We start from the raw sequence: 19622 nt of genomic DNA, 5'->3' as shown, positions 1-19622 counted from the left end.
CCCACCCACGTTTTCGGCGAAGTGCCCGGACGGACCGAACTGAGGCTCGCGGACCGCTGGCACCCATCGTCGACGGTGCTCTCCGGGCGCCCGCCACATCAACGACGAGCTCGATGCCGCCCACTCACGCGCGATGTCTGGACGGCATCCAAAACAGCCGCCACGGCAGGGCAAGGAAAGCCGTGCGGACCTTGTCCCACAGGAACCGCCCGGTAGAGCCGTCGGCAAGACCGGCCGTTGTGCCCGGGCAGCGGGCGTACATTCAGGATCGTGGATCATAGGGGGAGCTGGTCGCACCGGATCGCGGTCCTGCTCGGCGCATCGGTCGTGCTCGTCACAACGCTGGTCCAGCCCGGACCGGCTGCCGCCGACTGTGCCGCCTGGTGCCAGGGGTCGTCCATCCCGAGGCGGGACAGCGTCTACCCTGCGCACTCCATGCCGGGGGTGGATGCGTGGCACTACGGGCTCAGCCTCCGCTGGGCACCCGCGCAACACCGGCTGCACGGCGACGAGACACTGACCTTCCGCGCCGCCAGGGGCACCCGGGTGGTGCGGCTCGCCCTCGGCGGCCGGATGCGTGTCTCCTCGGCGCAGCTGGACGGTCGGCCCGTCCGGGTCAGCCACGCCAAGCAGGTCCTGGTCGTCCACCACGCGGTGCGCGCAGGGTCGATGCACGCCCTGCGGATCAGGTACGCCGGCACGCTGCCCCAAGCGCCGCCGCTTGCGCTTCAGCGCAACGCGGTGGGCATGTACCGAACCCGCACCGGCGACGTCTTCACCAATGACGAGCCGGTGGGCGCGTTCCACTGGTACGCCGTGAACGACCAGCCCTCCGACAAGGCGTTCTACGACTTCCGGCTCTCCGTGCCGGCCCCTCAGGTCGGGGTCGCCAACGGTCGGCTCGTCGCACGCCATCGCGTACGCGGTCAGGAGATCACCCGTTTCCATCTCGACGCACCGGCGTCGTCGTACCTCACGACCGTGGAGTTCGGCCGCTACCGCCAGACCCGCAGGCCGGCGGTGCATGGCGTGCCGGTGACGCTGTGGACGCCACGCGGTGACCGCCGGGCGCTGCACCGCGCGAGATACCTGCCCGCCGCGCTGCGCTGGGTCGAGCGCAGACTCGGTGCCTACCCATTCGGGTCGCTCTCGGTGATCGTGGTCAAGGGCTACGACAGCGGGATGGAGAACCAGACCCTGGTCACCGTCGGGGACACCGCCTACGACACCGCGAAGGACACCCTCGTCCACGAGGTCGCCCACCAGTGGTACGGCGACCTGGTCACGCCGAGGGACTGGCGTGACGTCTGGATGAACGAGGGGATGGCGACGCTGCTGCAGTACGACTGGCTCGGGCAGCGGCACCACACGACCCTGACGGACGTGCTCGGCCAGGAGGTGCCGCGCGCCCAGGCCGGGTGGGACGCCTTCGGGCCGCCGGGAGACTACGACCGATACGTCTTCGCCGCCGACAACGTCTACTTCCCGCCGGCACTGATGTGGGACCAGCTGCGTCGGCACGTGGGCGGTCAGGCGTTCTGGTCGATGGTCCGGGACTGGCCGGGTCTGGCTACGCACGCCGGGGGCAACGCGACGCGATCTGCGTACCTGTCGTGGATCCGGTCCCGGCTCGACGTTCCGCCCCACTTCTTCCACGACTGGCTGCTCGGTCGCCACATGCCGGCGGTCCCCGGAGTCGACGGCCGCAGGACGGTACCCAGGGCGGTTGTCCAACGCAACTGGTTGTAGGGTCGTCGGCATGCCGTACATCGATCTTGCCGTGCCCGACGGCACCGCCGAGGCCTACCTCGCCCGCTCCGACGCCGATGGCGACCATCCAGGGGTGCTGTTCTTCATCGATGCGATCGGCCTGCGTCCGCGCATCGAGGAGATGGCCGACCGGATCGCGGACTGGGGCTACGTCGTGCTGGCGCCGAACCTGTTCTACCGCAGCGGGCGGGCCGCCGACCTCGCCCCGCAGGGCGACCTCCGCGAGCCGGGCGAGCGCGAGAAGTTCTTCGCCACGGTGATGCCACGGGTGCGTGCCTTCGACGGGCCGATGATGCGCGCCGACAATGCCGCCTACCTCGCCGCGCTCACCGACCTCGAGGGCGTCGCGCCGGGGCCGGTCGCGGTGACCGGCTACTGCATGGGTGCGCGGTTCGCGGTCCGGGCCGCCGGCGCCCACCCGGACCTGGTCGCTGCCGCGGCCGGCTTCCACGGCGGCGGGCTGGTCACCGACGATCCCGAGAGCCCCCACCTCGCGCTCGCCGACGCGAGCGCCGAGCTCGTCTTCGGTCACGCGGACAACGACGGGTCGATGCCCCCGGAGGCGATCGCCACCCTCGGTGAGGCGATTGCCGCTGCCGGTCTCACCGCGAAGAACGAGGTGTACGCCGGGGCGCCGCACGGCTACACGATGGCGGACACCTCGATGTACGACGAGGCCGCGGCCGAGCGGATGTTCACCGAGCTGCAGGGCCTGCTCCGCCGTACCCTGCGGGGGTGAACCCCGAGGAGCTCGCCCGCGCCTGCGCCAGCACGATGTGGTCCGAGGACCGGGCCAGCCGGGACCTCGGCATGGAGCTCCTCGAGGTGGGTCCTGGCCGTGCGGTGCTGCGGATGACCGTGCGCGAGGACATGGTCAACGGCCACGGAATCGGCCACGGCGGCTACACGTTCACGCTGGCCGACAGTGCCTTCGCGTTCGCCTGCAACACCTACGACCGGATCACGGTCGCGGCAAGCGCACAGATCCGGTTCCGCCGTCCCACGCACCATGGCGACGTGCTGGTCGCGACAGCGGTGGAGCGTGCTCGCGAGGGACGTGACGGGACCTACGACGTCACCGTGGCCCGCACCCGCCCGGACGGCACCGACGAGGTGGTCGCCGAGTTCGATGGCCGCAGCCGTGAGCTCGGCGGCCGGCTGCTGGCGTCCCCCGGGGAGAGCTGAGCGGCCAGGATCGGCGAACGCTCAGCCCCGGACCCGGGATCAGGAGACGCCGTCGATGTCCTGGATCAGGCCGGCCACCTTCGGCGTACCGAAGCCCGTCACGTAGTCCCACCCGGGAAGCGTCGGGTAGAGGCCATTGGTGGCGGGAAGCCCGGTCGAGGTGTCCAGCGAGCTGACGTCGAAGAAGTCCCGGGAGTACGACGCAGCGGCGTTCCCGACGCGGTAGAGCTGCTCGTTCGCGAACCCGTTGCCCGCGGCCGTCGGCGCGGCCGACTGCACCCGCGTCCACATGCCCAGCCAGAGCGGGGAGGACAGCGACGTGCCGGCTCCGCCCCCCTCGGTGTAGGTGCCGCTCATCACGATGTCGTAGCCGTTGCCGGTCACGTCACCGGACTGGGCCGAGACGTCCGCGATGCCCCGGCAGGTCGCACCGAGGGGCTGCAGGCACGGGATGTCGAGGTTCTTGGTGCCGATCTGGTACGCCGGCGCCGGGGTGAACAAGGTGGAGCCACCGCCGGAGAACGCCCATCCGTACTCGCGGCTCCGGTTGCCCGAGCCGTCGGTGTAGAGCACGGTGCCGCCGACGGCGGTGACCCACGGCAGCGAGGCGGGGGAGTTGGTGACCGGGACACCCTGGTTGAGCACGCCGTTGCCGGCGCCGATCACCGACGCGAACACCACCGGGCACGACGACCCGGTGTCGCCGGTGGAGGCGAAGATCGTCTTGCCCTCGGCGGCTGCCTGCTGGGTGATCTGGGTGAGGGTCGCGTCGCTGTTGTTGCCCAGCCCCTGGCCGATCGGCAGCGACGGGTTGAGCAGCGGGTTGGCGGCGATCGAGGAGACCACGGGGACGGTCTCGCACTCGCCGTACGACGCCGAGGCCTGCATCGGTCCGGTGGCGTCGTCGGTGAACTGGGAGAAGACCTTGGCCACATCGGCGTCGCTGAGGTCCGAGCCGAAGTAGAGGGTCAGGTTGTCGGCGTCGGGCGCCATCCCCGAGGCGGCCTGGGTGTCGATGTTCCACTCCGGGTGCCCGGAGTCGTCGGAGAAGTCGGTGTCGCCGGCCGGGTGCTTGACCGTGACCGGGATCTGGGGAAGGTCGAACTTGGCCTCGAAGGCGCGCAGGTCGCTGATCACGCCGTCGGTCTGTCCCTCGCCGAAGATCGCCATCGACTGGCCGGCTCCGGTGTGGGTCGCGGGCTGGTCGTAGACCTTCCAGAGGTCCTGGGGCGTGGTGCCCCCGATGCAGGTGCTGCCCAGGCAGGTGCCCTGCTGACGAATCGCCTTCGCGGGTGTGCGGAACCGTTGCAGCGTGTTGAGGCCCACGATGTTGCGGATCTTCAGGCTGGCCGGGGTGACCGGCGCCGAGGTGTTCGCGACGAATGTGGTGCCGCTGATCCGGTAGCGGCCGAACGAGGTGTGCAGCAGCGAACCGAGCACTGCGGTGGTGCCGTGAACGCTGTAGATGTCACCGGCGCTCGAGACGGAGTCGACGTGGGCCCCGCCCTGGGTGAAGAACGAGCGCACGGCCTGCTGCTGGGTCGACGGCACCCCGAAGCGGGACGCGAACTGGGCCGGTGTCAGGAAGTGCCGGTAGGCGGCGTTGCCCGGGGTGTGCTCGGCGCGGATCAGCGCCCTCTCGCCGGACGGGTCGGGCCGAGGCACGGTCACGACCAGGTGCAGCACCGAGCCGGTGTCCGCGCCGAGCCTGGTCGCGTTCGCGAGACCTGGAAGCACGTTCTGGGTCACCGTCGAGAGCAGCTGCGTCGGCAGCAGTCCGGTGGGGGCGGCGTGGGCCGCCGGAGCCAACCCGAGTGCAGTCGCGCTCGCGAGCGCGGTGAGGGTGGCGAGTGCGGTCCTGCGACCGATGGGCATGCGCATGCGGTGATCCTCCGACTCCCGAGCAGGATGATGAATTGCGCAACGATCTGACCCGGCAAAGGTCACACGGCTGTCGAGATCTGGCGAAGGCCGACGGCCTTCACGCGGTCGACTGTCGCGGCTCCTGCTCGTCACCACCTCGCCGCACGGATTCGGCCGTGTCAGAAGACGTCGGGGATCTCCGAGGCCCGGTGGGTGAACTCCGGGTCGCGCTTCTCGAGGAAGGCGCGGACGCCCTCCTTGCCGTCCGCCTGGGAGGCGTGCCACATCGCGAGCGAGTCAGCGCGGTGCGCATCGACCGGGAACGGCGTGCCGGCGTTGCGGTAGAGCAGTCGCTTGGCGAGGCCCAGGGCGTGCGGCGAGCGGTTCCTCACGAAGCTGCGAGCCAGGTCGTGCGCCGCGGGCAGCAGGTCGTCGGGCTCGTGGACCGACCGCAGCAGCCGGCCGGCCAGTGCCTCCTCGGCGGTGAGGATGTCGGCGGCGTAGATCCATTCCAGGGCCTGCTGGAGGCCGACGATGCGGGGCAGGAACCAGGTCGAGGCGGCCTCGGGGACGATCCCGATGCGCCCGAAGACGAAGCCGATGCGCGCCCGGGTCGATGCCATCCGGATGTCCATGGCGAGCGTCATGGTGGCCCCGATGCCGACCGCGGGCCCGTTGATCGCGGCGATCACCGGCTTGGGGCAGTCGTGGATGGCGAGCGTGACCTTGCCGCCGGTGTCGCGGACCCCACTCTGGAAGGGCTCCTCGGTGAGCCGGTCGCGCAGGTCGTCGGGCGTCACCGCGACGTCCTCGTCGAGTCCGAAGACGTTGCCCTCACGAGTCAGGTCCATGCCGGCGCAGAAGGCCCGCCCTGCGCCGGTCACCACGACGGCCCGGACGGCGTCGTCGTCCGCAGCCCGGCGGAAGAACTGCTCGAGCTCGGTGGCCATGGTCACGGTGAAGGCGTTGAGGGCGTCCGGACGGTCCAGGGTCAGCGTGACGATGCCGTCGTCATCGATCTCCTCGCGGAGGGTCTGGTAGCTCATTTGGGCAGTCCTGACTTGGTGCACAGCGACTTCGGGATGTCCGACGTACGGTCGTGCTTCAGGTACCGCAGCAGCTGCAGCGCCCGCGTCCGGTCCCAGTGCACGGCCAGGTCGGAGATCGGCATCGTGCAGGTCATCCCGCTCTTGCCGTTGACCCGCCCCATCGCCCAGGCGAAGTTCGCCGCGGAGAACAGGCTCATGCCCTTGTTGACCTTCAGCGACGTCGTCACCGCCTTGTTGATCGCGTAGTAGCGCCACGGGAAGAGGAAGGTCCAGGGCGACTTGATGCCGGCGCCGATCGAGTTGACGACCTGGCGCTGGTGCTCGGCCCGCTCGATGTCACCGAGCTTGAACGCGTGTCGCGACCTCGCCCAACCCAGCGCGGTCGCGCCGTCCGCCTTCTGGCAGCCCTTCTTGACGTGCAGGTTGGCGCGCGGGTCGTTGATCCTGCGGTGCGGGCAGATGGTCACCCCGCCGATGGCGTCGATTGCGTTGACGAAGCCGCCGAGACCGATCTCCACGTAGTCGTCGATGTGCAGCCCGGTGTCCTGCTCGATCGTCTGGACGAGGAGCCTGGGGCCGCCGTATGCGAACGCCGCGTTGACCTTGGTGGTGCCATGGCCAGGGATAGGTACCAGGGAGTCGCGGGGGATGGAGAGCAGCATGCTCGGACCGGACCCGGTGTGCAGGATCATGATGGTGTCGGTACGGCCGCCGTCCACGGAGACGCCGCCAGTGCCGAGCTTGCGGTTCTCCGCCTTCGACAGGCCCTCGCGGCTGTCGGAGCCGACCAGCAGGTAGTTACTGCCCGGCTGGTCGGCCGGTCGGTGCCCGGACGGGAACGCGTTGATCTTGTCCACCCGGCCCCAGGCCCACAGCGGCACGACGATGAGGAAGACCAGCCAGAGCACCACCACCGTGAGCACGATCCTGCCCCAGCGTCGGCGGCGACGGGGGCGCGGCGCCCGGGGCCCCGCCCCGCGCGGTCCCGTCGGAGGCTGGGCAGGCGGCTGGGCGGGAGGGCGTGCCGGAGGCGCACCGGAGGGCTGCCCGGCACGCGGGTCCCGGGCTCCGGGACGGGAGACCGTCGGCATGATCCGGGTCGGCTCGTCCGGCTGGTCGGCGGCAGCGGCGCCGGACTTGCTGCCGTAGAGCCAGCCGTACTCCGGCTCGTCGGCTCCGCCGGATCGGCGCGTGGGGCGGTCGGGCATGGCCCAGACGCTACCGTGCAGGCGCACATCGCCCCGCGTGCGCCCGGCCGATTCGGAATCCTCGGCGTGCCGTGACCCCTGTGGCACGTGTGACTGGTGATACTGGGCGGACGTGCGGGGAACCTTCCCCTCCCCGCCACCGACCCGAGAGGTGCACCCAGGTCGTGATGCCGCAGGACTACCGCGCCCAGTTGACCCGTGTCCGGTTCCGACGCGCGGTCGCGCTGATGGTGATGACCCTGGTGCTGCCCGGCTCCGCCCAGCTGGTCGCCGGGCGCAAGGAGGTCGGCCGGATCGCGATCAGGATCTGGTTGGCGCTGCTCGGATCTCTCGTCCTGGTCGTCCTGCTCGGCCTGACCTTCCACAGCTTCATCTTCTGGTTCGGCACCAACACGGTCATCCTCGGGCTGATCAGGTTCGTGCTGATGGGGATGGCGGTGGGCTGGGCCTACCTGTTCGTCGACTCCTGGATGCTCGGCGACCCGCTCGCGCTGCAGCGCCAGCAGCGCCTCGCCATGGTGGGCCTCAATGGCGTGCTCTGCTTCACGGTCGCCGGTTCGCTGTTGTTCTTCTCGCACGTGGTGACGGTCGAGAAGAACCTGATCACGTCCGTCTTCGGCAACGGCTCGGTCACCCAGGTGCACGACGGCCGCTACAACGTGCTGCTGCTCGGGGGTGACTCCGGCGCCGACCGCTGGGGACTGCGCCCGGACAGCATGACGGTGGCCAGCATCGACGCCGACACCGGCCGGACCGTCCTCTTCGGCCTGCCCCGCAACATGCTGAACTTCCCGTTCGCGCCCGGCTCGAGGATGGCCAAGCAGTTCCCGCACGGCTACACCTGCAACACCCGGTGCATCAACGACCCGCAGCAGCTCGGCCTGCACGAGCTCAATTCGCTCGCCACCTGGGCCGCGGACCACAAGTCGGTGTTCAAGGGCGTCGCCAACCCCGGGGTCGAGGCCACCAAGGAGGCCGTCGAGGGCATCACCGGGCTGAAGATCAATTACTACGCGATGGTGAACCTGCTCGGGTTCCGCAAGCTCGTCGAGGCCGTGGGCGGCGTCAAGCTGCACGTGCGTGACCGGATCCCGATCGGTGGGATCGGCGGACCGGTCACCGGCTACATCCAGCCGGGCTACCGCAAGCTGAACGGCTACCAGACGCTCTGGTTCGCCCGGTCGCGGGAGTCGGCCGACGACTACTCGCGGATGGCCCGCCAGAAGTGCGTGATGAATGCGATGCTGCACCAGGTCAGCCCGCAGAGGGTGGTGCTGAAGTTCCAGTCGATCGCGGACGCGGGGGAGACCCTGCTCACCACCGACCTGCCCGCGTCCGAGCTGGACACCTTCATCCAGCTTGCGCTGAAGGCACGCTCCCAACCGGTGCGCACCGTGTCGTTCGTGCCGCCGATGGTCAACACCGGCCACCCGGACATCGCCACGATCCAGGCGGCCGTGAAGAAGGCGATCGCCCCAGCGAAGGCGTCGGGCCACGCCGCAGCCAAGAAGCACAGGAAGCACCATGTCTCCGGGGTCACCACCGGCGGGTCGTACGGCAGCCTGAGCAGTGGGTACGCCGCGAACCAGGCCTCGAACCTCTCCGACGCCTGCTGACCGGCGGCATCCGAGTCGGGCGCCGAGCACGGGCAGCGGCGCGGATAGGGTGCTGTGTCGTGTCCGAGCTGCCCACCACTCCCGCTCCGGTCACAGGGCCGGCCCGGACGCGCGTGGTCGCCGTGGTCGTCACCTGGAACCGCGTCGAGCTGCTCCAGGAGGCTGTGGTCGCGCTGCGCGGCCAGTCGACGCCACCCGAGGAGATCGTGGTCGTCGACAACGCCTCCACCGACGAGACGGCAGCGCTGCTGCGGTCATCCTTCGCCGACGGCCTCGACGTGGTCTCCCTGGGCCGCAACACCGGAGGCGCGGGAGGATTCGCGGTGGGCATCGAGCGTGCCCTGACCCACGACCCCGACCTGGTCTGGCTGCTCGATGACGACACCGTGCCCACCCCCGACGCGGCCGCTGTGCTGGTCCGTGCCTGGCAGGACCACCCCGGCGGCCGGCCGTCGCTGCTGGCGAGCAAGGTGGTGTGGACCGATGGTCGCGATCACCCGATGAACACGCCGCGACCCAAGCCAGGAGCGACCTCGGCCGAGCGGGTCGCGGCTGATGCGGTCGACGCAGTCCCGATCCGTTCGGCTTCCTTCGTGTCGGTGATGTGCGACGCGAATGCGATACGCGAGCGCGGTCTGCCGGTGGCCGACTACTTCTTGTGGAACGACGACTTCGAGTACACCACCCGGCTCGTGCGCGGCGGGGCCGGTCTCTACGTGCCGGGCAGTGTGGTCGTGCACAAGACCCGGACCTACGGGTCCACCGACGCCGACCCGGGGGAGCGCTTCTTCTTCGAGGTGCGCAACAAGCTCTGGCTGTTCCGCCACTCCACGGGCCTGGCTCCGCACGAGAAGCTGCTGTACGGCGGGTCCACGCTCCGCCGCTGGCGACGTACCTATCGCGGCTCGGCGGACCGGGCGACCCTGCGATCCGCGACCCGGCGGGGATTCCGTGAAGGGCTGTGGTCCCGGCCGCGGCCCAACCGGACGGTGCTCGCCGAGGCCGGCTGGCCCGACGCCGCGGCCCGCCCACTCGGCCGACAGCCGTTCAGCATGCTGATGAGCACCTGGGCCGGCGACGACCCCGATCAGCTGCGCGACGCCTACCGCACCAGCGTCCTCGAGCAGACCCGCCCGCCCGACGAGGTGGTGCTGGTCCAGGACGGCCCGGTGCCGGCCGCACTCGCTCGCGTCGTGGAGGAGCTGACCGGCCGCAGCGAGGTGCCCACCCGGGTGGTGCGGCTGCCGAGAAACATCGGCCTGGGCCCGGCGCTCGACGCCGGACTGGCGGCCTGCTCCCACGAGATCGTCGCCCGGATGGACTCAGACGACCTCAGCGCTCCGGAGCGCTTCGAGCGCCAGCTCCCACTGATCGAGGCCGGCGCGGACATCGTGGGCTCCGGACTCTGGGAGTTCGGACGCGACCGCGACGACGTCGTAGGGCGTCGTACGCCGCCGATCGACCCCGACGAGATCCGCCGGGTCATCCGCTTCCGTGACCCGTTCAACCACCCCACCGTGGTCTACCGCCGGTCGGCAGTTGCGGCAGCCGGTGGCTACACCGACCTCGCGCTGCTCGAGGACTACCTGCTGTTCACGCGGATGGTCGAGGGGGGTGCGGTGCCCGCGAACCTGCCGGACCCGCTCGTCTACTACCGCGTCGGGGAGGGTGCCTACGCCCGCCGGGGCGGGGCGGCCCTGTTGCGCTCGGAGCTGGCCCTGCAGCGACGGCTGCGGATGCTCGGCATCACCTCCCGGGCGGAGTACCTGCGCAACGTCGTCGTTCGGGGTGGCTACCGCCTGGTCCCGGAGGGTGTGAGAAAGGTCGCCTACCGCAGCCTGTTGGCAAACCGGTCCACCCGGGTCCGCCGCTAGACTGACGCACCGAAAGCAGTGTGTGTACGCCCCGGTGCGGGCTCTTGAGGAGAATCTGTGGAAGCCGATGCCCAGCGCCCCGACCTCGTCGTCGTCGGCTCCGGATTCTTCGGGCTGACGGTCGCCGAGCGGTGCGCCCGTGAGCTGGGCCTGAAGGTCCTGGTCCTCGAGCGCCGCAAGCACATCGGCGGCAACGCATACAGCGAGCCGGACCCGGAGACCGGCATCGAGGTGCACGTCTACGGCGCGCACCTGTTCCACACCTCCAACAAGCGGGTCTGGGACTACGTCAGGCAGTTCACCGACTTCACCTCCTACCAACACCGCGTGTACAGCAACCACGACGGGCAGGTCTATCCGCTGCCGATCAACCTGGGCACGATCAACCAGTTCTTCGACGCGGCCTACAGCCCTGACGAGGCCCGGGCGCTGATCCGCGAGCAGGCCGCCGAGCTCGGCGACAAGGAGCCGGTGAACTTCGTCGAGAAGGGCATCTCGCTGATCGGGCGGCCGCTCTACGAGGCCTTCATCGCGCACTACACGGCCAAGCAGTGGCAGACCGAGCCTTCGAGGCTCTCCGCGGACATCATCAGCCGCCTCCCGGTGCGCTACACCTACGACAACCGCTACTTCAACGACACCTACGAGGGCCTGCCCGTCGACGGCTACACCGCCTGGCTTGAGCGGATGGCCGACCACGAGAACATCGAGGTCCGGCTCGACACGAACTTCTTCGAGGTGCGGCACGAGTTCACCGGCACCGTGCCGATCGTGTTCACCGGGCCGGTCGACGAGTACTTCGGCTACTCCGAGGGCGAGCTCTCCTGGCGCACCCTCGACTTCGAGCGCGAGGTCGTCGGCACCGGTGACTTCCAGGGCACGTCGGTGATGAACTACCCCGACGAGGACGTCGCCTTCACCAGGATCCACGAGTTCCGGCACTTCCATCCCGAGCGGGACTACCCCGACGACAGGACCGTGATCATGCGCGAGTACAGCCGGTTCGCCGAGAAGGGCGACGAGCCGTACTACCCGGTCAACACCGCGGAGGACCGGGACAAGCTGCTCCGCTACCGCGACCTGGCCAGGAAGGAGCCGATGGTGCTGTTCGGCGGTCGCCTGGGCACGTACAAGTATCTCGACATGCACATGGCGATCGGCTCTGCGCTCTCGATGTTCGACAACCAGCTCGCGCCGCACTTCCGTGACGGCGCCGAGCTCAAGTCCGGAGGGGTGGACGCCTGATGGGCACCCGCTTGCTGCAGCGACAGATCCTGCCGCTGGATCGCGACACCGACGTGTTCAGCCTCTACGTCGACCTGGAGGCGGCCAACCTCGACGCCGACAAGTACGACGTCGGCGGCAACCGCAGCGCACGAGCGGTCAACGCCGCGGCGCTGCGCCAGTCGACCTCGACGGGTCTGGTGCTGCACCCCGATCAGATCGAGGGCCGGCACGCGCTGCGCATCGCCAGCGGCGACCGACTCTCGTTCGGCACCTACTTCAACGCGTTCCCGGCCAGCTACTGGCGTCGCTGGACCGTCGTCAGTGAGGTCACCCTGACCGTGCGGCTTCGCGGCCGCGGCGCGACGGTGACCGTCTACCGCTCGATGGCGAACGGCCGGTCCCAGCGCGTCGGTTCGGCGAGCACCGACGACCAGGACGCCGGCAGCTTCGACTTCGCGCTGTCGCTGAAGCCCTTCGCCGACGGCGGCTGGTACTGGTACGACGTGGTCGCCGGTGACACCGACGTGGTGGTCGAGTCCGGCGAGTGGACCGCCGAGGTCCCCGACGACCGGCTCGAGCACGGCACCGTGACCGTGGGCATCACCACGATGAACCGCCCCGACTTCTGCGCCCGCCTGCTCGGCCAGATCGGTGCCGACGACGACCTGCGGGACTACCTCGATGAGGTCATCGTCGTCGAGCAGGGCACCCAGAAGGTCGTCGACTCCACGGAGTTCCCGGCGGCCGAGCATCTGCTCGGCGATCGGCTCCGGGTGATCGAGCAGGCCAACCTCGGCGGGTCCGGCGGCTACGCCCGTGGCCAGATGGAGACCCTGGCGCGCGGCACCGCGACGTACTTCATGTGCATGGACGACGACGTCGTGTGCGAGCCGGAGGGCATCATCCGCTCGGTCACCTTCGGGGACCTGGCTCGTCGCCCCACGATCGTCGGGGGCCACATGTTCAGCCTCTACTCGCGGTCCCGGCTCTACAGCTTCGGCGAGATCGTGCAGCCGTGGCGATTCTGGTGGATGTCGGCGCCCGGGGTGTTCCTCGACTGGGACTTCAGCGCCCGCAACCTGCGCTCGGCGCGCTGGCTGCACCAGCGGGTGGACGTGGACTTCAACGGCTGGTTCATGTGCCTGATCCCCACCCGGGTGCTCGCCGAGCTGGGCCTGTCGCTTCCGCTGTTCATCAAGTGGGACGACTCCGAGTACGGCCTCCGGGCGAAGGCGGCCGGCTACCCGACGGTCAGCATGCCCGGTGCTGCGGTGTGGCACATCCCGTGGACCGACAAGAACGACGAGGTCGACTGGCAGGCCTACTTCCACGAGCGCAATCGCTTCGTCGCGGCGCTGTTGCACTCGCCGTTCCCGCACGGCGGCAAGCTGCTGCGTGAGAGCTTCAACGTCCAGGTCAAGCACCTCATCTCGATGCAGTACTCCACCGCGGAGCTGCGCTGCCAAGCACTCCAGGACGTGCTCGCGGGTCCCGAACAGCTGCACGCGGACCTGCCGAGCAAGCTCGGCGCGGTGCGTGCCCAGGTCAAGCGCTTCCAGGACGCTCGGATCGAGGCCGACCCCGATGCGTTCCCGCCCGTCCGACGATCGAAGCCGCGCAAGAAGGGTGACGTCACCGAGGTCCCGAGCATGCCTGCCCGGCTGGTCGCTGCCTGCGTCGGGACGCTGCGCCAGCTCTCGAAGGTCCGCCCGCTGTCTCGCGAGCACCCCGAGGCCGTCGTGCCCGCCATGGACGCCAAGTGGTACAAGCTCGGCACGATGGACTCGGCAGTGGTCAGCATGAAGGACCAGACCGGAGCCGCCCTCTACCAGCGCGATCCTGAGCAGTTCCGTGCCCTGCTGGCGCGTTCTGGCGAACTGCATCAGCGGCTCTACCGCGAGTGGCCGCAGCTCGCCCAGCGCTACCGCGAGGCGCTCGGGGAGATCACCTCGCCGGAGACCTGGGAGGCGACCTTCAAGGCCTCGGTCGAGGAGCCCACGTGAGGGCTGCAAACAAGGCGAGCGGCCCCGGATCCGATCAGAAGGGCCGTCGCGCCGATGCGGCGAAGCGCGCCCGCCGACTGGCGCGCGCGAAGGCCGAGTCGATGCCGGTCGTGGCCGCGTTCGACGGGCCGAGGCTCGAGCGCCGCGTGGACGCGCCGCTGGTGCAGCCCGCTCCGCACGGCGGGATCATCGAGGTCCTTCGCCAGCCCTACCTGCTTCGGCTGATCGTGTCCCGGCTGCTGGCGTCGATGTACGCGGCCTCGCTTCTCGGCCTGCTCTGGTCCTACATCCAGCCGGCGATGCGGTTCGCGATCTACTTCGTGGTCTTCGGCTTCGTGTTCAACCTGCACCAGGGCTTTCCGTCGTTCGCGATCCACCTGTTCTGCGGGATCGTCTTCGTGCACTACTTCACCGAGACCTGGAGCGGCGGGACCCGGTCGATCTGGCAGAACCGGTCACTGGTGATGAAGATGCGGATGCCCCGGGAGACCTTCCCGGTGGCCGCGATGGTGGTGGCCGCCTACCACACCTTCCCGCAGATCCTGGTGCTGATCTTCATCTGCGTGCTGTCGGGCTGGCACATCTCGATCTCGGGCATCATCGCCGCGCTCCTGGGCGTCGGGATCCTGGTGTGCATCTCCTTGGCGCTCGGACTGTTCTTCAGCGCGCTGAACGTGTTCTACAAGGACTTCCAGAACATCGTCCAGACCCTCCTGCAGTTCCTGCACTTCATGGTGCCGATGATGTATCCGTTCTCCCGGATCTACCAGCTGCAGCACGTGCATCCGTGGCTCTACCAGGTCTACATGGCGAACCCGGTCGCCGAGGCGGTGCTGCTGATGCAGCGGTTCTTCTGGTGGGGCGTGGTCCCGGCCAACCGCAAGCAGGGTTCCGGGCTGATCCAGCCGGGGGGAGGCCACACCGTGGAGTTCCCACCGGACCTCTTCGAGAGGGGCCTCGTGATGCTGGTGGCGTGCGCGGTGCTGCTCTACTTCGCCCAGCGGTTCTTCTCCCGGGTCGAGGGCAAGTTCCCGGAGCGGATGTAGATGGGTAGCGAGTCGATCGTGGTCGATGCGGTCTCCAAGGAGTTCAGCATGCAGTACCACCGCACCCTGAAGCAGATGGCGGTCGCGACCGTACGCAGGTTGCCGCTCCAGGAGACCTTCCTGGCGGTCAACGACGTCTCCTTCACCGTCGAGCAGGGGGAGGCGATCGGCCTGATGGGCCTGAACGGCTCCGGCAAGTCGACCCTGCTCAAGCTGATCAACGGCGTGCTGAACCCCGACAAGGGCAAGATCCTCACCCGCGGCCGGATCGCCGGCCTGATCGCCACCGGCGCCGGCTTCCACCCGCAGCTCACCGGGCGGGAGAACTTGTTCCTCAACGGCGCGATCCTGGGGATGAGCGAGGCCGAGATCAACCGCAAGTTCGACGAGATCGTTGCCTTCGCCGACATCGGCAGGTTCCTCGACACCCCGGTCTCGCACTATTCCTCGGGCATGTACGCCCGGCTCGGCTTCTCGATCGCGGTCCACGTCGATGCCGACATCTTCCTGGCCGACGAGGTGCTCGCGGTGGGGGACCGCCCGTTCAAGAAGAAGTGCCTCGCCAAGATGCAGGAGATCCGTCACCAGGGCACCACGATCTTCTATGTCTCCCATGCGGCCGCGTCGGTGCGCTCGATGTGCGACCGGGTCCTGGTGCTGGAGTCGGGCAAGCTCAACTTCGACGGTGACGTCGCCGAGGGCATCCGCTACCTGCAGTACGACGGCGACGGCGAGGATGAGTCCGACCTCGACGCCGAGATGGACGAGGAGCTCGGCGCCGACATCTGACCGGCGGAATATCGCGGTAATTCCATCGAAATGACATCATTGTTGTTTGCGAATTACACATTTGTAATTGTCGGGAATTGCTTGCGGTGACCCCTGTTAATGGTGTGAAACTTGGTACTCGTGTGAATTACTTCCCCCTCACATGGAGTCCTTCCGATGCCGTTCAACAAGTCCCGGTACATCACCGTGTGCCAGCAGCTGCTGGTCACTGCGACCGTGCTCGCGGTGGGCGTCACCGCGGCCGGCGTGGTGACGCTGGACATCGTGGGGCCCCAGCCCGACGCCGGGACGGGTCTCGCGCGGGACCTGACTGCGGCCGTCGACGTCCACCCTGCCTACGTCGACCAGAAGGCGATCACGCCGAAGGTGCGTGAGGTCACCCTCGACGCTGCTGCACCTGCCGGCGGCGCGACGAGGGCAGACGCGCGCAGCGTGGCACCGGACACCGCCAAGGGCACTCCTGCCCCCCGTCCTGACTCGACCCCGAGCCATGGTTCGCAGCGCAGCGCTCCCGTCGTACCGAGCGCGCCGCGGGCGACGATCCACGGCCTGCCGGTGGCGCTCACCAGCGCTCCTGAGGCGGTGGCGGGCTACGCGACGGTCGGCGTCACCTGGGCTCCCGGCACCGAGCCTGCTGAGGACCAGATCGCCTTCCAGGTGCGCACCCTGACCGGGGAGACCTGGTCGTCCTGGCAGCAGTTGCAGTATCACGACGACCACGGGCCGGACGCCTCCGATGACGCCGACAACGCCCACGCTCGCCCCGGGACCGACGCGCTCGTCGTCGGGGACGTGGACCAGGTGCAGATGCGTGTCGCCGCCGCCGGGGGCAGGGTGCCCGCAGGCCTCCAGCTCGCACTGATCAACCCCGGCCGGGACGACCTCACCAAGGAGAAGCCGGCGATCGACACCGCGAAGCTGCCGGCGTCGGACGCGAGCGCGACCGGGGCACCGATCGAGGACACCAGCAAGCTCGCGACCCCCGCAGCGGAGCAGGCGGTCTCGCGGCCGGGCAGCAGCGTCGCGCTGAGCGCGATGAAGGTCGCGCCCAAGCCGCAGATCTTCTCCCGGGCACAGTGGGGCGCCAACGAGAAGCTGCGCGAGCAGGGGCCGCCGGACTACGGCACCATCAAGACCGGCTTCGTGCACCACACGGTCAACGCCAACAACTACACCCGCAAGGACGTGCCGGCACTGATCCGCGGCATCTACGCCTACCACGTGATCTCCCGCGGGTGGCGCGACATCGGCTACAACTTCCTCGTCGACCGCTTCGGCCGAATCTGGGAGGGGCGGTACGGCGGGGTGGACCGGCCGGTGATCGGCGCCCACACCCTGGGCTTCAACGACGTGTCCTTCGCGATGTCGGCGATCGGCAACTACGACATCGCCGAGCCGCCGAAGGTGCTGCTCGACGCCTATGCCCGACTGTTCGCCTGGAAGCTGTCGATGTACAACATCAAGGCCAACGCCACCGGGATCCGATTGCGCGGCTACACGCTGCACGCGATCAATGGGCACCGGGACGTCGGACAGACGGCCTGTCCGGGTCGCTATCTCTACGCGAAGCTGCCCTACATCCGCACTGAGGCCAGACAGATCCAGATCGCGGCGCAGACCGGCGGCAGCACACCGACACCGACACCGACACCCACGGCGTACAACCCGCTCAAGAAGACGCCCTACGGACCAGCCCAGCCGAGGATGTCCTTCCCGCGCACGTCGAACATCATGGGCAACGCGACCCAGCCCGACCTGGTGGCCCAACGATCTGACGGCAGCCTCTATGTACTGCGCACCGGCGGGATGGTGGGCTTCCGCCCGGCGGTGGCCAGCACCGGTGCCTGGGCGCAGATGAGCAGGATCGTGGCGGTCGGCGACGTCACCGGCGACGGCAACGGCGACGTGATGGCGCGGACCCGTGGCAGCCGGTCGTGGGCCATCTACCGGGGCGACGGAGCCGGGCACATCTCGGCGAGACCCGTCGCCCACACCCGTCCGATGCGCCACGTCGCACGGCTGTTCTCCGCCGGCGACTGGAACCGCGACGGCCGGGCCGACCTCGTCGGGATCGACCGTCGCAACGGGTCGCTGTACCTCTACCCGGGCGCCCCCGGGGTGGGCGCCTTCGGGAAGCGACGCCTGCTCGCCCGCAACTGGACCCGCTTCGCCCAGACGGCGGTCGCCGGCGATCTCAACGGAGACAAGGTGCCGGACGTCGTCGCACTCACCCCCGCGCATGGCCTCTACGTGGCGCTCGGCAGCGCGTCGGGTCGGCTCCGCCCCGCGAGGTGGGTTCAGACCCTGAGCAAGGCCTACAACGGCCTGAGCGGGGCCGGTGACCTGACCGGTGACAGGGCCGGGGACGTCCTGGTCCGCAACCGCTGGAACGGCACCGCGCTGATCCTCGCGGGCAACGGCACAGGTGGCTTCGGCCATCCCTACGGACCGTTCCCAGGAATGGGCGGGCTCCGGCAGATGAGTGGTGCCCAACTGGCGGGCGGCAAGCGTCCGGACATCCTGGGCCGGGTGGGCAACCGCCTCGAGGTGCTCGCGAACAACGACCTGGTCAACCTCCGTCGCCCCGTGTCGGCCCACCTCAGGACCAGCCCCACGACAGCGATCTACACCGTCGGCGACTGGAACGGGGACGGTCTGCCCGACCTCGTGAGCCGGCAGCGCGGTGGAGACGTGCTGATGCTCCATCTGGGTCTGGGCCACGGACGCTTCCGACCCGGACGGGTGATGTCGACCGGCTGGAGCCGGCTGACGATGCTCGCCGCAGTCGGTGACGTGACCGGCGACGGCCGGCCCGACCTGATGGGCCGACAGCCCAGCGGTGCGATGCGGATCTTCCCCAGCGACGGCCGAAGCGGCTTCCTGCCGGCGATCAAGACGAGGACCGCGATGCGCACCTTCAACCAGATGGGTCCGGGCAGCTGGGACCCGCGACCTCGTGCCGACTCGACCATCGACGCCGCCGATGGCTCCTTCGTCCCGCTCGCGGGCGTCGTCAAGGGCACGTCCTCGCCGCTGCGGACCGTCGCGGCATCCCTGAAGTCCACCTACGACTGGGTGATCGGACCCGGGGACGTGAACGGGGACGGACGTCCTGACCTGTTGGGCCGACAACGGTCCGACAACACGCTGTGGTTGATTCCGGGAACGGCGACGGGCTTCGGCCCCCGCCAGTTCGTCGGCAGCGGCTTGGGGAAGTACCGCCTCGCCGACTAGGCACCCGCCTCCGGACTCGACCGCAGCACGTCGGTGGCCCGTTCGCCCTCGAGGCGGGCGGGCCACCGCTCGTCTCGGGCGTTCGCGACGAGCACCAGCGAGCCGGACCGGACGAGTGCCGCGAGGAACGTGCTCGTGCCGCGCGCCTCGCTGGGTCCGACGTCGGTGATCAGGCGGTTCCCGTGCCACCCCGCCGAGGCGGCGCGGGCGGCGTCGAGGAGTGTGGACTGGCTGTGCGACCCGGCCGCATCCAGCCAGCCGATCGTCGCGCCTGTGGGCGCGTCCACGACGGGCGGGGCGTCGGGCTGCCCGGGCCAGAGCAGCCCGAAGTCGTCAACCCCGGCGGGGAGCGGGTCGGGGAAGCGGACCGCGAACGGCAGCAGCGAGCAGGCGAGCACGGCGCTGTCGGCCTCGGTGCTGCCGTCGTGCTCAGGGCCGGTGATCACGAGGTCGGCGGTCACCCCGGGGTCGGTGCTGATCACCAGGCCGGTCGACCAGGCCGCGCCCAGGAAGACGGTGGTCAACCAGTGCGGCGGCAGGGCGAGGCGGACTCGGTCCCCGGGGTCCAGCAGGTACTCCTCGAGCAGCAGGTTCGCGGTCTTGGCCACCCAGTTGGCGTAGGTGGTGACCGACAGCTCGGTCCGGTCGCCGGTGGCCTCGTCGTACGCCGTCACCAGCGGGCGTCCGGGGGAGTTCCGCAGCAGCGACTCCAGCAGCCGTGGGAAGGTGTCCTCGCCGGGTGCGCTCACCCGCACGAC

The 19622-nt window shown here is 69.5% G+C and carries 14 protein-coding genes; 10 read left to right on the top strand and 4 right to left on the bottom strand.

Going from position 1 to position 19622, the window contains the following annotated elements:
- The first annotated feature begins 270 nt into the window (after positions 1–270).
- The 3 genes from Q9R13_RS07380 to paaI are packed head-to-tail and all read left to right on the top strand — an operon-like array spanning position 271 to position 2955.
- Positions 271–1749: a M1 family aminopeptidase gene (locus Q9R13_RS07380; protein ID WP_310964428.1), complete on the top strand. Its 1479-nt coding sequence runs from the start codon at positions 271–273 to the stop codon at positions 1747–1749.
- 10 nt (positions 1750–1759) lie between these two features.
- Positions 1760–2509 (top strand): dienelactone hydrolase family protein, encoded by a 750-nt coding sequence (locus tag Q9R13_RS07375; protein WP_310964427.1) that lies wholly within the window; start codon positions 1760–1762, stop codon positions 2507–2509.
- On the top strand, positions 2506–2955 hold the full coding sequence (gene paaI, locus Q9R13_RS07370) for a hydroxyphenylacetyl-CoA thioesterase PaaI (protein WP_310964426.1): 450 nt from the start codon (positions 2506–2508) through the stop codon (positions 2953–2955). The genes Q9R13_RS07375 and paaI overlap by 4 nt, the downstream gene beginning before the upstream one ends.
- A gap of 39 nt (positions 2956–2994) precedes the next feature.
- Here paaI and Q9R13_RS07365 read toward each other — a convergent pair whose 3' ends face one another.
- The 3 genes from Q9R13_RS07365 to Q9R13_RS07355 form a co-directional block, all read right to left on the bottom strand.
- Positions 2995–4836 carry a S53 family peptidase gene (locus tag Q9R13_RS07365; protein ID WP_310964425.1) on the bottom strand — a complete coding sequence of 614 codons (1842 nt, stop codon included), beginning with the start codon at positions 4834–4836 and terminating at the stop codon, positions 2995–2997.
- Between the two features lie 161 nt (positions 4837–4997).
- A complete protein-coding gene (locus tag Q9R13_RS07360; protein WP_310964423.1) occupies positions 4998–5864 on the bottom strand; it encodes a crotonase/enoyl-CoA hydratase family protein in 867 nt (288 codons plus the stop codon).
- Positions 5861–7075: an LCP family protein gene (locus Q9R13_RS07355; RefSeq protein ID WP_310964422.1), complete on the bottom strand. Its 1215-nt coding sequence runs from the start codon at positions 7073–7075 to the stop codon at positions 5861–5863. The genes Q9R13_RS07360 and Q9R13_RS07355 overlap by 4 nt, the downstream gene beginning before the upstream one ends.
- A 167-nt stretch (positions 7076–7242) precedes the next feature.
- On the opposite strand from Q9R13_RS07355, the gene Q9R13_RS07350 reads away from it, so the two are divergent.
- The 7 genes from Q9R13_RS07350 (at position 7243) to Q9R13_RS07320 (ending at position 18864) form a co-directional block, all read left to right on the top strand.
- Positions 7243–8691: an LCP family protein gene (locus tag Q9R13_RS07350; protein ID WP_310964421.1), complete on the top strand. Its 1449-nt coding sequence runs from the start codon at positions 7243–7245 to the stop codon at positions 8689–8691.
- 59 nt (positions 8692–8750) lie between these two features.
- Positions 8751–10565 (top strand): glycosyltransferase, encoded by a 1815-nt coding sequence (locus Q9R13_RS07345; protein WP_310964420.1) that lies wholly within the window; start codon positions 8751–8753, stop codon positions 10563–10565.
- 57 nt (positions 10566–10622) lie between these two features.
- Positions 10623–11810, top strand: coding sequence for a UDP-galactopyranose mutase (gene glf / locus Q9R13_RS07340; RefSeq protein WP_310964419.1), 1188 nt, complete (start codon positions 10623–10625; stop codon positions 11808–11810).
- The gene (locus Q9R13_RS07335; protein ID WP_310964418.1) at positions 11810–13795 is read left to right on the top strand and encodes a glycosyltransferase; all 1986 of its coding nucleotides are present in this window, start codon (positions 11810–11812) and stop codon (positions 13793–13795) included. The genes glf and Q9R13_RS07335 overlap by 1 nt, the downstream gene beginning before the upstream one ends.
- Complete coding sequence (locus Q9R13_RS07330; protein WP_310964417.1) at positions 13792–14841, top strand: ABC transporter permease; 1050 nt, start codon at positions 13792–13794, stop codon at positions 14839–14841. Before Q9R13_RS07335 ends, Q9R13_RS07330 begins: the two co-directional genes overlap by 4 nt.
- The gene (locus Q9R13_RS07325; protein WP_310964416.1) at positions 14842–15630 is read left to right on the top strand and encodes an ABC transporter ATP-binding protein; all 789 of its coding nucleotides are present in this window, start codon (positions 14842–14844) and stop codon (positions 15628–15630) included. It begins immediately after the preceding gene.
- 156 nt (positions 15631–15786) lie between these two features.
- The gene (locus tag Q9R13_RS07320; RefSeq protein WP_310964415.1) at positions 15787–18864 is read left to right on the top strand and encodes an FG-GAP-like repeat-containing protein; all 3078 of its coding nucleotides are present in this window, start codon (positions 15787–15789) and stop codon (positions 18862–18864) included.
- On the opposite strand, the gene Q9R13_RS07315 is transcribed toward Q9R13_RS07320, so the two are convergent.
- Entirely contained in the window at positions 18861–19613 is a 753-nt protein-coding gene (locus Q9R13_RS07315) for a TIGR03089 family protein (RefSeq protein ID WP_310964414.1), read from the bottom strand. The genes Q9R13_RS07320 and Q9R13_RS07315 overlap by 4 nt on opposite strands.
- Positions 19614–19622: the final 9 nt, after the last annotated feature.

Source organism: Nocardioides marmorisolisilvae (genome assembly GCF_031656915.1).
Classification (GTDB): Bacteria; Actinomycetota; Actinomycetes; order Propionibacteriales; family Nocardioidaceae; genus Marmoricola; species Marmoricola terrisoli.
The sequence above is the reverse complement of the archived record's forward strand: the minus strand, read 5'-3'. Positions and strand labels throughout refer to the sequence as shown.

What these genes read in the sequence shown, in the direction of transcription:
- Q9R13_RS07350 (WP_310964421.1), top strand. Translation starts at nt 7,243, where the DNA reads ATGCCGCAGGACTACCGCGCCCAGTTGACCCGTGTCCGGTTCCGACGC.
- Q9R13_RS07360 (WP_310964423.1), bottom strand. Translation starts at nt 5,864, where the DNA reads ATGAGCTACCAGACCCTCCGCGAGGAGATCGATGACGACGGCATCGTC.
- Q9R13_RS07365 (WP_310964425.1), bottom strand. Translation starts at nt 4,836, where the DNA reads ATGCGCATGCCCATCGGTCGCAGGACCGCACTCGCCACCCTCACCGCG.
- Q9R13_RS07320 (WP_310964415.1), top strand. Translation starts at nt 15,787, where the DNA reads ATGCCGTTCAACAAGTCCCGGTACATCACCGTGTGCCAGCAGCTGCTG.
- Q9R13_RS07325 (WP_310964416.1), top strand. Translation starts at nt 14,842, where the DNA reads ATGGGTAGCGAGTCGATCGTGGTCGATGCGGTCTCCAAGGAGTTCAGC.
- Q9R13_RS07355 (WP_310964422.1), bottom strand. Translation starts at nt 7,075, where the DNA reads ATGCCCGACCGCCCCACGCGCCGATCCGGCGGAGCCGACGAGCCGGAG.
- Q9R13_RS07375 (WP_310964427.1), top strand. Translation starts at nt 1,760, where the DNA reads ATGCCGTACATCGATCTTGCCGTGCCCGACGGCACCGCCGAGGCCTAC.
- Q9R13_RS07335 (WP_310964418.1), top strand. Translation starts at nt 11,810, where the DNA reads ATGGGCACCCGCTTGCTGCAGCGACAGATCCTGCCGCTGGATCGCGAC.